This is a genomic window from Pseudomonas sp. UBA5706 (assembly GCF_002419965.1).
In the GTDB taxonomy this organism is placed as follows: domain Bacteria; phylum Pseudomonadota; class Gammaproteobacteria; order Pseudomonadales; family Pseudomonadaceae; genus Aquipseudomonas.
In genome coordinates this window covers 22,572-35,176 of record NZ_DIHC01000011.1, presented here as the reverse complement: position 1 = coordinate 35,176, position 12,605 = coordinate 22,572, and the positions used below count along the sequence as shown (strand labels likewise).

General features: G+C 61.0%; 11 protein-coding genes and 1 pseudogene. 4 read left to right on the top strand and 8 right to left on the bottom strand.

All coding sequences use genetic code 11. The annotated features are described in order from the left end of the window. Positions 1-4: 4 nt before the first annotated feature. The 3 genes from B3I26_RS05810 to B3I26_RS05800 form a co-directional block, all read right to left on the bottom strand. On the bottom strand, positions 5-406 hold the full coding sequence (locus tag B3I26_RS05810; protein ID WP_296256047.1) for a hypothetical protein: 402 nt from the start codon (positions 404-406) through the stop codon (positions 5-7). A 140-nt stretch (positions 407-546) separates the two neighbouring features. Next, positions 547-1,173: a glutathione S-transferase family protein gene (locus B3I26_RS05805; RefSeq protein ID WP_296256045.1), complete on the bottom strand. Its 627-nt coding sequence runs from the start codon at positions 1,171-1,173 to the stop codon at positions 547-549. Between the two features lie 69 nt (positions 1,174-1,242). Next, positions 1,243-2,094 carry a CAP domain-containing protein gene (locus tag B3I26_RS05800; protein ID WP_296256043.1) on the bottom strand — a complete coding sequence of 284 codons (852 nt, stop codon included), beginning with the start codon at positions 2,092-2,094 and terminating at the stop codon, positions 1,243-1,245. 372 nt (positions 2,095-2,466) lie between these two features. On the opposite strand from B3I26_RS05800, the pseudogene B3I26_RS05795 reads away from it, so the two are divergent. Together B3I26_RS05795 and B3I26_RS05790 are read left to right on the top strand one after the other, a co-directional pair. Beyond that, positions 2,467-4,107 (top strand): annotated as a pseudogene (locus tag B3I26_RS05795) (ABC-F family ATP-binding cassette domain-containing protein). A gap of 60 nt (positions 4,108-4,167) precedes the next feature. Then, positions 4,168-5,061: a LysR family transcriptional regulator gene (locus B3I26_RS05790; protein WP_296256041.1), complete on the top strand. Its 894-nt coding sequence runs from the start codon at positions 4,168-4,170 to the stop codon at positions 5,059-5,061. Between the two features lie 61 nt (positions 5,062-5,122). Here the strand turns inward: B3I26_RS05790 and B3I26_RS05785 are convergent, their stop codons facing one another. Beyond that, the gene (locus B3I26_RS05785; RefSeq protein WP_296256039.1) at positions 5,123-6,031 is read right to left on the bottom strand and encodes a LysR substrate-binding domain-containing protein; all 909 of its coding nucleotides are present in this window, start codon (positions 6,029-6,031) and stop codon (positions 5,123-5,125) included. A 127-nt stretch (positions 6,032-6,158) separates the two neighbouring features. Here B3I26_RS05785 and B3I26_RS05780 point away from each other — a divergent pair, with 127 nt between their 5' ends. Together B3I26_RS05780 and B3I26_RS05775 are read left to right on the top strand one after the other, a co-directional pair. Continuing rightward, entirely contained in the window at positions 6,159-6,764 is a 606-nt protein-coding gene (locus B3I26_RS05780) for an FMN-dependent NADH-azoreductase (protein ID WP_296256037.1), read from the top strand. A gap of 397 nt (positions 6,765-7,161) precedes the next feature. Then, positions 7,162-8,208 carry an alpha/beta hydrolase family protein gene (locus B3I26_RS05775; RefSeq protein ID WP_296256036.1) on the top strand — a complete coding sequence of 349 codons (1,047 nt, stop codon included), beginning with the start codon at positions 7,162-7,164 and terminating at the stop codon, positions 8,206-8,208. Between the two features lie 153 nt (positions 8,209-8,361). On the opposite strand, the gene B3I26_RS05770 is transcribed toward B3I26_RS05775, so the two are convergent. The 4 genes from B3I26_RS05770 to B3I26_RS05755 form a co-directional block, all read right to left on the bottom strand. Continuing rightward, the gene (locus tag B3I26_RS05770; protein ID WP_296256033.1) at positions 8,362-9,231 is read right to left on the bottom strand and encodes a TIGR03915 family putative DNA repair protein; all 870 of its coding nucleotides are present in this window, start codon (positions 9,229-9,231) and stop codon (positions 8,362-8,364) included. Continuing rightward, positions 9,228-10,448 (bottom strand): putative DNA modification/repair radical SAM protein, encoded by a 1,221-nt coding sequence (locus B3I26_RS05765; RefSeq protein WP_296256031.1) that lies wholly within the window; start codon positions 10,446-10,448, stop codon positions 9,228-9,230. Before B3I26_RS05765 ends, B3I26_RS05770 begins: the two co-directional genes overlap by 4 nt. Positions 10,449-10,771: 323 nt before the next feature. Continuing rightward, positions 10,772-11,416 carry an HAD family hydrolase gene (locus tag B3I26_RS05760; RefSeq protein WP_296256029.1) on the bottom strand — a complete coding sequence of 215 codons (645 nt, stop codon included), beginning with the start codon at positions 11,414-11,416 and terminating at the stop codon, positions 10,772-10,774. A 201-nt stretch (positions 11,417-11,617) separates the two neighbouring features. Continuing rightward, positions 11,618-12,571: a 2-hydroxyacid dehydrogenase gene (locus B3I26_RS05755; RefSeq protein WP_296256026.1), complete on the bottom strand. Its 954-nt coding sequence runs from the start codon at positions 12,569-12,571 to the stop codon at positions 11,618-11,620. Positions 12,572-12,605: the final 34 nt, after the last annotated feature.

Sequence of the window (12,605 nt, the reverse complement as noted above, 5' to 3'; positions counted from 1 at the left end):
CTGATTAATCAAAGGCCAAGGCAGTTGCCTTGCGATCACCGGCAAGTGCGCCGCGCATGCGTTGCACGCCAAGTGGGTATAAGGTCCACGCCACCTCGGTGCCGCGCCAACCTGTTTTTTTCACTCGCGCCATGGCGAGAAAATAGCAGGGGCCAGGGCCCACGCAGTACCAGAACAACTCCACCGGCGTATTGCCGGCTCCACTGAGCTGGCAGCTGCGTTTCACCACGCGCATCTGGCTGCCACTTACCGGGCCTTGCGGCGTCGCAAAATACTGTTGCGCCAGACTGCTTTCCAGGTCCCGCTCCCGTTGGTTGCGGGACCGAGCGACCAGGTAAAACACCCCTTCCAGCCCACCAAGGCAGAGGGCGACAGAGATCAGCGTAGACAGGGCGCAAGAGAGCATGTTGTGGTCACGTTACGGGCCGGGGATCAAAACAAAGGGAAACCGCTCGGTTTCCCTTTAGACAAGCTGGCCTGCGTTGAACAGGTTGATCTTACAAGGCTTAAGTCTGGCGTTGCCTATCACTTAAGGCAAGGCGCCATTCATTTCGCGAAGGCGTACTCTCCGCCTTTTTCCACCGCCTTTTGATAAGCCGGGCGCGCCTGAAGTCTCTCGACCCACGCGGCCACGTTCGGGTACGGCTGCAACTTGCCCTGCGTCCTGGCTAACTCGCCAATGAAGCTCATCTGGATGTCCGCGCCGCTGAGCTCATCGCCCAGCAGATAAGGCGTCAGGCCCAGCGCGGTGTTCAGGTAGCCCAGATAGTTGGCCAGCTCTGACTCGATGCGTGGGTGCAGCGGAGCCCCTGCATCACCCAGCCGCCCGACATAAAGATTGAGCATCAACGGCAGCATGGCCGAGCCTTCGGCAAAGTGCAGCCATTGCACGTATTCGTCATAGGTGGCGGTAGCCGGATCCGGCTGCAGACGCCCGTCGCCGTGGCGGCGAATCAGGTAGTCTACGATGGCCCCGGACTCGATCAGCACATGAGGACCGTCTTCGATGACCGGCGACTTGCCCAGCGGATGAATGGCTTTCAGCTCGGGTGGCGCCAGATTGGTTTTGGGGTCGCGTTGATAACGCTTGATCTCATAGGGGGCGCCGAGTTCTTCAAGAAGCCAGAGGATGCGTTGCGAACGTGAGTTATTAAGGTGGTGGACGGTGATCATGTTATCTCCAAGGCCGATAGGGTGTCCTGACACTGACTGCCACATCGCGGTGGAGTGCCGTGAATCGATCTACTGCTGCACGCCGAACATCGCTGTCCAGTAGATGCCTGCATCGCTTTTCGGGTCCACGGCGTAAGCTGCGCCCAATTCATGGAACGCCGGGTTCATGATATTGGCGCAGTGCCCGGGACTGGCCAGCCAGCCTTCGACCACCTTGCGCGTGCTGTCTTGCCCGGCCGCGATGTTCTCGCCGATGGCCTTGCCGATGTAGCCGGCCATTTCCGCGCGGTCACCAGGGGTACCGCCGTTGCGTCCCTTGTGATCGAAATAGTTGGCATTAGCCATCGAGCGTGAATGGCCCTCGGCTGCGCTCGCCAGATTGGCGTTCCAGGTCAGCGGCGAAGCGGCGTCGAATGCCTGGCCACCGCATTGCTGAGGCACACCGCGAGCAGCGTTGACCAGCCCGAGTATTTTCTGGCCCTCGGCGTCGGAATTGCCCAAGCCCCCGGTCAGCAAAGGCCGCGCCAGAACGATGCGCCAGTCGCGATCGTTGCGGCTCACGCCCACGTCGACGAACTGCGGATTGAGCACCACCTGGCAGAAGCTCTCCTGGATCGCCTTCATCGCCGATGGCGCATCCCGCGGCCCCGACAGGCTGATGGCCTGCACCGAGACCATCGGATAGGCGGCGCGCGACAGCATCGGTTGCAGATCGACCGCGCCGCTGGCCGGCAGGTTCAGGCGCGTGTCGGCGTTCAGCGGAGGGAGTTCCTGCGACACCACGTTGGCGCAGGGTTGCGCCTGGCTGCGGTAGCTGTTGATGGACTGGATCAACTGCGCTTCTTCGCTGGCCAGCGCCGCCCCGGTCCATATCAGCAGCCAGGAAACGGCGGCAAGACGAGTGAATAATATGAAGCGCATGAGGATCTCCCTTGAGCTGACTGCGGCCATGATGCGCGATTTTATCGGTATCGAAGTAGTCTGAGCCGAAGAATCCCCGGAGGTTGCAACCCAGTGGCAGGTTTTTGCAATGACAAAAATCAACATTGCGCCTGAAGGGCGGCGGCATCGCCTGTTCAGCGCTGCCGTGCATCAGCATTTTGCGGAAGCGACCATAGCAAGATGGCCTGACGCTTGTTCCGATCGCGATAGAGCTCCATACTCCGGCCCGTTCTCACGTCTCATGAGGTGTTCGTCCGATGCGCAATTGATGCCGCCGTCCTGTTTCGACGGCCCGTTTTCAGGCTCCCTGACGTCAGGGGGAATGTTTCGTGGCATCCTTTGAGTACGTGTATGACGACTGCATACCTGACGCTGCAAAGCGTTTCCCTGGCCTTGCCCGACGGCAGGCTGGTCTTCTCCGATCTCTGCGCGCAATTTGACCAACAGCCCACTGGCCTGGTTGGGCGTAATGGCGTGGGTAAGAGCTTGCTGGCGCGCTTGCTCGCAGGACAGCTTGAGCCCAGTGCCGGACGTTGCCTGCGCGCCGGTGCGGTGTACTACCTGGCTCAGCAGGTTGATCTTCCTCGCGCGTCGACCGTGGCGGGCCTTGCAGGCGCCGCCTCAATGCTCAACGCCTTGCAGCGCATCGAAGCAGGCAGTGTCGATCCTGCCGATTTCGATGCAGTAGGCGAGCGCTGGGACATTCGCCAACGGTTGCAGATGCTGCTGTAAGCTCATGGCCTCGGGCATTTGGCGCTAGACCGACCCGCTACCGAGTTGAGCGGCGGTGAAGCCATGCGCGTGGCCTTATTGGGCGCCTGGCTCGCGGAGCCGGATATGCTGATTCTCGATGAGCCCAGCAACCATCTTGATTACGCGGGTCGCGAGGCGCTGATGGAGCAACTGCGCCTGTGGCCTAAAGGCCTACTGGTCATCAGCCACGACCGTGCGCTGCTGCAGCAAATGTCCCGCATCGTCGAACTCTCATCACTGGGATTGCAGGGTTACGGCGGCAATTTTGCGTTCTACGAGCAGTGCAAGGCGCAGGAGCGCGAGGATGCCGAGCGCTTGGTTGAGCAACGCAAGCACCAGCGCAAACAGGGCGAACGGGCGCTGGCGCAGCAGCGTGAGCGCCAGGAGCGACGGCAGACCCAGGGTAATCGAAACGCACGCCAGGCCAATCAGGCGCCGATCCAGCTGGGCAGGCAAAAGGCGCGCAGCGAGCAGAGCCTGGGCAAGTTGCACGTTCGCCAGAGCGTTGCCCTGGAGGCCTTCACGCAGCAGGTTCGCGAGGCGGCGCAACGGGTTGAACAGGACGTCGACATCACGCTGTATTCACCCGTCACTGAATCTGCTTACCGCCATCGGGTAGCCGACTTGAAAGACCTGCGCCTGCCACACGGGGGGCCTAGCACTGCCACACTCGATCTGCTCATCGGCGCTCGTCAGCGAATCGGGTTGGTCGGCGCAAACGGCGCAGGCAAGTCGACCCTGCTGCAGGTGCTCGCAGGTCAGCTCAGCCCGCAGACGGGCCAGTGTTCGGTGCAGGTGCAAACCGCATTTCTCGATCAACGACAGAGTGACCTTGATCCGAATCAGTCGGTGCTTGAGCAATTGCTGAAGGTCAACCGAATGGTCAGTGAAGGCAAACTGCGCACGCGCCTGGCGCATCTTGGTCTCGATGCTCACAGGCTGACGCAACCATGCGTTGTGCTCAGTGGCGGCGAGCGGCTGAAGGCCGCCCTGGCCTGTGCGCTGTATGCTGATCGGCCCGCCCGGTTGTTGTTGCTGGATGAACCGGGCAACCACCTGGATCTGGTTTCGCTGCAGGCCGTTGAGAGCATGTTGCGTCAGTACGCAGGGGCGCTGGTGGTGGTGTCCCATGACGCCTGTTTCCTTGACCGTCTGGCGTTGACTCATCGCCTGCACGTGAGTGACAGCGGATGGGTGCTGCAGCCCTGGCCGGTTGCTGCTGGCGACAATGACCGATGACAAGCCCCGCGCCTTATGCGCAAATGCCGCCTCAGGTCACGATACTGGACAGGACACCCGATGCAACTGGAATGGCTGGAAGACTTCATCGAACTGGCGCGCACGCGCAGTCTGTCGAGGGCGGCGGAGAATCGTTGTGTGACGCATCCGGCGTTCGGCAGGCGCATTCGAGCGCTGGAGGACTGGGTCGGAGCGCCGTTGGTGGAACGCAAGCAACCCTTGTCGTTGACGCCGGCCGGGCTGCTGTTTCTCGATGCCGCGAGTCAATCGATGGCGCTGCTGCTGGCGGCCCGCGCGCAATTTCAGAACATTGGCATGAACCGGGACGAACCGCTGCGCATCGCCACGGGCCGCACACTGGCCAGCGTGTTTTTTCCTGACTGGTATCAGTCGCTGCACGAGCGGTTCGGCGCGTTCCCCGTGTCGCTGGTCACGGGCGGGGCGCAGGAAGCCATTGCGAAAATGATGGCGGGGGAGGTCGATCTGCAGTTGATTTTTTCCAGCCCCCTGACTCGCATCCTGATCGACAGCGAGCGCTTCGATTCGCGGGTGCTGGCTCAGGAGCAGTTGCTCCCGGTCAGCGCCCCCGACGCGCAAGGGCGGCCGATGTTCTCTATCGACGCGAACAGCGGTGCGTCGAGCATTCCATGGCTGGGGTTCTCGCCGACGCTGTCGCTGCGCGGCGTGCTGGCCCAGCATCTGGCGCGCCTGCCGCAGCGCCTGGCATTGCGCATGATCTATCAGGCCGACTCGTATGAAGCGATTCTGGAAATGGCCAAGCGCGGCAGCGGCCTGGCCTGGCTGCCACAGATGGTGGTCAGCGACGCTTTGGCGTCAGGGCAATTGCTGATCGCCGGTGGGCCCGAAATGCAGATCGGTTTCGATATCTCGCTGCACCGTCTGCGCGCCAATCAGAGCGAGCGCGTGATGCGGATCTGGGAAGGTTTGGCTTGACGGTCGTTCAGCTCTGGGCGACCGCAAACCCGAACCCACGGCAAACGTCAGCCCATTCACCCTAGACCCAGCACATCGAACCCCCAGCAAACGCCGCCTCCACGTGATCCAGCCACGCCCTGACCGCAGGCAGTGCCCCTCGACGCTGGGTATAGGCCGCCTGAAGATTACCCGTAGACATCGACCACTGCGCCAGCAACCGAACCAGACTGCCATCGGCCAGCGCATCACGACAGTTCATCATCGGCAACATGGTGATTCCCAGCCCCGCCAGGGCACCTGCCTTGCGGATGGTGAAATCATCCACGGCCAGCCGTGGATCGAGCAGCACCTCCTGGCGCCGCCCATCTTCATGCACCAGATGGAAATGCACCTTGCGATCAGCCTCGATGGCTCCCAGCACCGGCAGCGCGTTCAGGTCTTCGGGCGTACGGATGTCGTAGTTGGCTATCAAGGCAGGGGAGGCCACCAGCGCCGCGCCAGCCGGCGCCAGATGACGCACGATCAGGCTGGGGTCTTCATCACCGATTTCCCGTACGCGCAGGGCGACATCGATGCCCTCGTTGACCAGGTCGACCCGGCGGTTGACCAGTAACAGGTCCAGCTGTACCTGCGGATACCGAGCGAGAAAGTCGGTGACCACTTTGCTCAGGTTCCAGTGAGTCATGCCCACCGGGCATGAAATACGCAACCGTCCACGGGGCTCGGCCGACAACGTTGCAACCACTTCGTCGGCCATTTCAGCCTCCAGCAGCATCGCCTGACAATGCTGCAGATAGCGCTCGCCCACCGCGGTAAGCGCCAACTTGCGAGTGGTGCGCTGCAGAAGGCTGGCGTTGAGCCGGTTTTCCAGCTCGGCGATTCGTCGCGACAGCCGCGACTTGGGAATGCCCAATGAGCGTCCGGCAGCTGCAAAACCGCCGCACTCGACCACCTTGGCGAAGTAGTAAAGATCATTAAGGTCCTGCATCTTGCACCCGACTGTCCTATACGTAGGACGAACTATCGCACTTTCGGCCACTAATCAGTTATTGATCCAGACGGTAGGATGATTGCCACTTGATCGCCCCCATGGCGATTTTCACTTGGGAACCCCTATGAAACTCTTGCACATCGATTCCAGCATTCTTGGCGATCACTCCGCGTCGCGCCAATTGACCCGCCGCGTCGTTCAGACGTTCACCGCCGCACAGCCGGGCACTGAGGTGGTTTACCGCGATCTGGCCAACGATGCTCTGGGCCACTTCTCCGGTGCCACACTGGCTGCCGCAAGCACCCCGGCTGAAGCGCGTGATGCGGCTCAGCAACTGGAAGTGCAAACCAACGAAGCAACCCTGGAAGAATTCCTGGCGGCGGACGTGGTGGTCATCGGTGCGCCGATGTATAACTTCACCATCCCCAGCCAGCTCAAAGCCTGGATCGATCGCATCACGGTGGCCGGCCGTACGTTCCGCTATACCGAAACCGGGCCGCAGGGCCTTTGCCAAGGCAAGAAAGTCATCATTGTTTCCACCGCCGGCGGCCTGCATGCGGGGCAACCGACCAGCGCTGGTCACGATGACCTGCTTAAAGTGCTGTTCGGCTTTCTCGGTGTCACTGACCTGCAGTTCGTTTCTGCCCATGGCCTGGCTTATGGCGAAGAGCCTCGGGCCACTACCCTGAGCGCTGCACAGAAGCACATCGACGACTCCCTGTTCGCATAATCATGCGCGACACGCGGTAGCCTGGCGGCGCCCGCAGGTTCGATCACCCAAGCCCCGCCACCTCAGGCCCCGAGCCGAGGGAGGCCGGGGCTTTCATCGTTTTGGCCGCCTTAAACACCGGCGTTCAGCGGGGCGATAGGCTTTGCGGTTTCTTTGCGCGTAGCCTTGGCTCACTGGCGGTAACATCGCAGCGAATTCGGCGGCCTTAGCCTTGAAGATCCGCCTGCGATCTCGGAGTTTTCGAGCTTGGCCCGCCTTGTGCACTAATGATCTAACAACCTCCCTGAATGTTATCGACTTTCGTCGGTCACATAGCGACAGGTATGGGTTTACAAGGACTTCAAACCCCACAGGTTTGATTAATAGGGCATGGATTGGAACGGTGAGGGGCATTGCGATGATGCGTCTTTGTGCACTGATAGTGTTTAGCCTGTTCGGCGGCTTGGTTTCGGTGCAAGCCAGCGAACTCGCGAGCTGGAGCGTAGGCTTTCACGAGCTGACCTTCCTCGACCCGCTGGATTCGCAGCCCATGCACGCCTACGCCTTTTATCCGTCCACCGACCCGGACAACGTCACGCGCGTGCAGGGCTATCCCATTGAGGCGACCGAAGACGCTGCGATTGCCATGGGGCGTTTTCCGCTGCTGATGCTCTCTCACGGCAATACCGGGACGCCGCTGGCCCAGCACGACCTGATGACCTCGCTGGCACGCAAAGGCTTTATCGTCGTCGCAGTGTTTCACCCCGGTGATAACTACCTGGACCACAGCCGACTGGGCAGCCTGAGTAATCTCTACGGCAGGCCCCTGCAGATTTCGGAGGCGATTAGTGCCGCATTGCTCGATCCGATGCTGTCTCCTTATATCAGCGCGCGGCGGGTCGGGGTTATCGGTTACTCCGCAGGCGGCGAGACTGCCCTGATCCTGGCGGGCGCGCAGCCGGATCTGAACCGCCTGCGTCAGTATTGCCTGGAGCGTCCTCAGGACCGCGATGCCTGCAAGACCCAGGGCGAGCTGTTGGCTGACCGGGATGACTTGCATGCGCAGGCCGATTCTCGCGTGGGTGCATTGATGTTGATGGCGCCATTGGGCTTGATGTTCGGTCGCCAAACCCTGGCGGATGTTCATGTGCCCGTGCTGCTGTACAGCGGCGATGGTGATGAATTGCTGGCCATTGACAAGAACGCCGAAGCGCTGGCGCGCAAGCTGCCTGACGTGGCGAACTTCAAACTGCTGGCCGGTGCGGGGCATTTCGTGTTCATGGCGCCCTGTGATGACGAGCAGCGCGCCCGGCAGCCCGGGCTTTGCACCGATGCCATGGGTGTGGACCGTGAAGACATCCATCGCAGTCTTAGCAGCGAGGCTGTCGAGTTCTTCGGCGCGGCACTGGGGTCACCCTTGAATACCGCAGGCATGCAGACCGCAGTGCATCAGCAAGGACCATAACGCTGCTGCGCCGGGCGGTCATCCGAAAGGTGCAGTAGCGGCTCGGCTACTCATGATCAGGCCCAAAACCGCAGCCATCCTCGGTGTGCAGGCAGACTGCGCGGATTATCGAAGGCACTGGACGGCGAGAAAAAAAGCAGCTTCAGAGGCTGCCTACTTGCTCGCCCTGATCACCTTTCCTTGACGCTCGGCAATTTTCCTCGCCTGCCCATCGCGCTGCTTGCCCGTGCGCGCTTCGCTGATCAGCGCAGGGATCAACGGGCCCTCAGGCAGGTTTTTCCAGAAACGGGCGGGCAAATGGCCCTGCATGACCTTTGGATTAAGGCGCGCCGGGTTGAAGATGTGGCTGTAATAGGTCAACCACAGCTCACCATGGGGATCGTCAGCATTACGCGCCAGCGCCTGCCAGGCTTGCGGGCACTGGCGTTTGTGAATCAGTTGCTGACCGTCGTAGAACACACCGTCCTTGGGCGTTGCGATCATCCAGCGGTGTCGACCCAGTCGGCCGATGAAATGCTCGCTGGCACTGCGCAGGATGTCGTGGGCCGGTTCGTGCCAGGCGACGTACTCGGGCAGAGACTGCGTTTCCAGAAGCGCTGCCTTAACCGCCAGATCCTTGGGGTTGGGGCTGACGGGCAGGGCGATGAAGCGCAGAAACGCATGCAGGTGATGAGCTTCGCGGCTGACCTGCTTAAGACGCCGATGCAACTCGCTGCCCAGCTTGTCCCCAGCCAGCATGGCGGTGCGGTCCCCGTGGCTGACTCGCCACAGCACCTCATATAGCAGGCTCCACCTTTGTTCCCCGCAATACTGGGCAGCGCTCTGCAGAAGCTCCAGCAACTCCATTGGCACCCGCGCCTGAAATGGCCCCAGATGCTCGGGATAGTGGTGATCGCTGACGAACAGGTCGGCGTCCTCGCGCACGCTCCAGCTCACCTGATCCGGATTAATCTGATGACTGAGCAGCCAGCGCGCTTGCTGGCGCCAGGTGTCGAACAGATCAGCGCAATCGAGAATAATCATGCCCACAACGCCATCTGTTGTGGTTGGGGACGGTCGCGCAATTGCTCGCGCAACATCACGCTGGAGCTTTCGGCCTGCCGTGGATGGTAATCACTGGTGATGATGAAGGGTTTGGCCTTGGCCAGTACGCAGCGCAGCCGGGTCAGGTCCTCGTAGCGGATCCGGCGCTGACGCCGCAGTTCGACCAGCCGCTTGGTGGTGCGAATGCCAATGCCGGGGATGCGTGCGATCATCGCCGGTTCAGCACAGTTCAGGTCCAGCGGAAAGACGTCGCGATGTTCAAGTGCCCACGCCAGCTTGGGATCGATATCCAATGCCAGATGACCCGGTCCGGCCAGCAACTCGTTGGCGCTGTAACCGTAGCCACGTAGCAGGAAGTCAGCTTGATACAGGCGGTGCTCGCGCATCAGCGGCGGGGCAGCCAGCGGCACGCTTTTCGGACTGTTGGGAATTGGGCTGAAGGCCGAGTAGTACACGCGCTTGAGGCGAAAATCGCCATACAACGATTCGGCAGTGTGCAACAGCGTGCTGTCGTCAGTGTCATCGGCGCCGACGATCATCTGCGTGCTTTGCCCAGCGGGCGTGAAGCGCGGGGCTCTCGGTTCGTTGAGAACGGTCTGCTGACCGGTGTAAATGGTCTGCATCGCCTGCTTGATCGAGCCCATTTCCTTCTCGGGCGCCAATGTCTGCAGCCCCAACTGGGTGGGCAGCTCAATGTTGACGCTCAGTCGATCGGCGTAGCGACCGGCTTCTTCGATAAGTGCGGGGTCAGCTTCGGGGATGGTCTTAAGATGAATGTATCCGCGGAACTCATGCTCTTCACGTAGCAGCCTGGCCACTCTGACCAGTTGTTCCATGGTGTAGTCTGCCGAGCGAATAATGCCCGAGCTGAGAAACAGCCCGCTGACGCAATTGCGCCGATAGAAGTCCAGGGTCAGGGTGACCACTTCTTCGGGGGTAAAGCGCGCCCGCGGTACGTCGCTGGAGCGACGGTTGACGCAGTACTGGCAGTCATAAAGGCAGAAGTTGGTGAGCAGTATTTTCAGCAGCGAGACGCAGCGTCCGTCCGGGGTGTAGCTGTGGCAGATGCCCATGCCGGTGCTGGAGCCAATGCCGGATTTGCCTTCGGAACTGCGCTTGGGCGCGGCACTGCTGGCGCAGGAAGCGTCGTACTTGGCGGCATCAGCGAGGATGCTCAGCTTGTCGATCAGCTGCATGAAATTTCTCTATACTGTTTTTATGTACAGTATCGAGTTCGCGGGATGCGAGCAAGGGCCAATCGGATCGGCGGGCGTGCCTGGCTAGTGTCGTTTGACCGGATGGATCAACGTTGGGGTGTGCTACTACAGATTCGGTGTTTCACCCAGCGTCGGCGCACCTGCCTGGAGATCGTTCCTACGCTGTATAACGCGGTGGGGCTGCGGCGGGCATGTCATCTGGCAGGGTGTAGTTGATCGTTCCCACGCTCTGCGTGGGAGTGCATTAGTATTTCAAGGGCGCCAGCGCCGGCAAGCCGTATTGGCCGGACCTGCAAATGCAATCAGCTGATCCGCTGAACCAGTTGCTTGAGCTCGCCAAAATCCTTCACCGGGTGAAAGTTGGCGTGGTCGACGAATTCGGAAAAATCCGTATCGCCGTACCCGGCCACTTGTGCCCCGGCGCCCAGACCGGCCTGCACCCCGGGGATGCTGTCTTCGACCAGCAGGCATTCTTCGGGCTTTAACCCCAACAGATCTGCGGCGTGCTCAATCAGAATGGGCGACGGTTTCCAGGCCTCCACTTCATAGGCGCTGACGATCAGGCCGTGAAACACGTCGAGCAGGCCTACAGTGCTAAGGCAGGTTTCGATCTTGCTGCGCGGGCCGTTGGAGGCTACGCATTTGGGCAGCGCAAGGCTGCGAACGAACTCCACGGCGCCGGGCATTTCTTCGAGTTCGGCTTGCAGAAGGGGCAGGGTACGCGCCCTGAAGTTATTGACGATTTCAAGGCTGGGCAACCACGGGTAATCGCGGCACAGGCCCTGCATGCACAGCGCGAACTGCACGCCGCGAAAGCGCTCCAGCACTTCGTCGACGCTCAACGTCACGCGATGCTCTTGGAGTATGTCGCGCAAAAGCCCTGCAGCCAGCCTTTCGCTGTCTACCAGGGTTCCGTCGCAGTCAAAGATGACGCCGGCAATGTTCAAACAGGATTCTCCCGTGTTCATGTTCGGGGCGGTTGGACCGGCATTATCCGCAAAAGTTGGCAGCGCAGGATGAAGACTGACCTACGGTCACGGGTGGGCGGCGCGGCTGCAGTTGAGAAAGATCGTTGTAGCCGCTCGGCCTGCCAGCGGCGAGGCGTTGGAAATCGCTCCCACTGGCAAGCCCGATGGCTAGCGCACGGACTACAGCGAAACCGGGGTGACCAGCGCGCCATTGTCAAAGAATCCGCTGACGTTGGCGAACACAAGATCGGCCATGGCCTGGCGCGTTTCGTACGTACCGCTGCCGATGTGCGGAGTCAGTACTACGGTGTCCAGATTCAGCAGTTCTGCCGGAACGTTGGGCTCGTCTTCGAACACATCCAGGCCGGCGCCGGCGATGCGCGACTCCAGCAGCGCAGCGACCAGTGCCTGTTCATCGACCACCGAGCCGCGAGCGACGTTGATCAGGTACGACTTCGGTCCGAGGGCATCGAGTACATCAGCGTTGATCAACTGCTGAGTCTCGGGCCCGCCGGGTACGATGACGATCAAATAGTCCGATGCCTTGGCCAGTTCGAGCAGGTCGGCGTAGTGCGTATAGGAAACGTCCGGGTACGGTTGGCCACGACGAAAGTACGCGATGTTCATGTCGAACGCGGCGGCGCGTTTGGCGATGGTCTTGCCAATCTTGCCCAGGCCGACGATGCCGCAGGTCTTGCCGCACAAATCATTACCCAGCGGTAGTTTGCCGCTGGCCCACTTTCCAGCACGCACGAAACGCTCGGCTTCGCTGATGCGTCGCGACACGCACAGCATCAGCGCCATCGCGGTTTCGGCGACCGCGTTGTTCAGCACATCCGGGGTGTTGCTCAGCTGGATGCCGCGTTTGGCCAGGTAGTTGGTGTCGATCGCGTCGTAGCCGACGCCGAAGCTGTTGACCACCTGCAGGTTCGGTAGTTTGTCGAGCAGCGCGTTATCGGTGCCGTAAACGCCGCTGGTGACCACGCCGCGAACGTTATCGCCATGCTCGCTGGCCCAGGCATCGATGTTCTGGATCTCCCAACGATTGTGCACGGTGAAGTCGCGGTTGAGATTCTGGGTCAGCGCAGCATGCACAGGGCCCCAGACTAGAACATCGGCTTTCTTCTCGCTCATTGTTTTCCTCCTTGCGGCGCGCTCCCTGGGCTGG

Bases quoted from the DNA above. Each gene is read 5' to 3' on its own strand.
- B3I26_RS05810 (WP_296256047.1), bottom strand. From the start codon at position 406: ATGCTCTCTTGCGCCCTGTCTACGCTGATCTCTGTCGCCCTCTGCCTT.
- B3I26_RS05805 (WP_296256045.1), bottom strand. From the start codon at position 1,173: ATGATCACCGTCCACCACCTTAATAACTCACGTTCGCAACGCATCCTC.
- B3I26_RS05800 (WP_296256043.1), bottom strand. From the start codon at position 2,094: ATGCGCTTCATATTATTCACTCGTCTTGCCGCCGTTTCCTGGCTGCTG.
- B3I26_RS05790 (WP_296256041.1), top strand. From the start codon at position 4,168: ATGCAACTGGAATGGCTGGAAGACTTCATCGAACTGGCGCGCACGCGC.
- B3I26_RS05785 (WP_296256039.1), bottom strand. From the start codon at position 6,031: ATGCAGGACCTTAATGATCTTTACTACTTCGCCAAGGTGGTCGAGTGC.
- B3I26_RS05780 (WP_296256037.1), top strand. From the start codon at position 6,159: ATGAAACTCTTGCACATCGATTCCAGCATTCTTGGCGATCACTCCGCG.
- B3I26_RS05775 (WP_296256036.1), top strand. From the start codon at position 7,162: ATGATGCGTCTTTGTGCACTGATAGTGTTTAGCCTGTTCGGCGGCTTG.
- B3I26_RS05770 (WP_296256033.1), bottom strand. From the start codon at position 9,231: ATGATTATTCTCGATTGCGCTGATCTGTTCGACACCTGGCGCCAGCAA.
- B3I26_RS05765 (WP_296256031.1), bottom strand. From the start codon at position 10,448: ATGCAGCTGATCGACAAGCTGAGCATCCTCGCTGATGCCGCCAAGTAC.
- B3I26_RS05755 (WP_296256026.1), bottom strand. From the start codon at position 12,571: ATGAGCGAGAAGAAAGCCGATGTTCTAGTCTGGGGCCCTGTGCATGCT.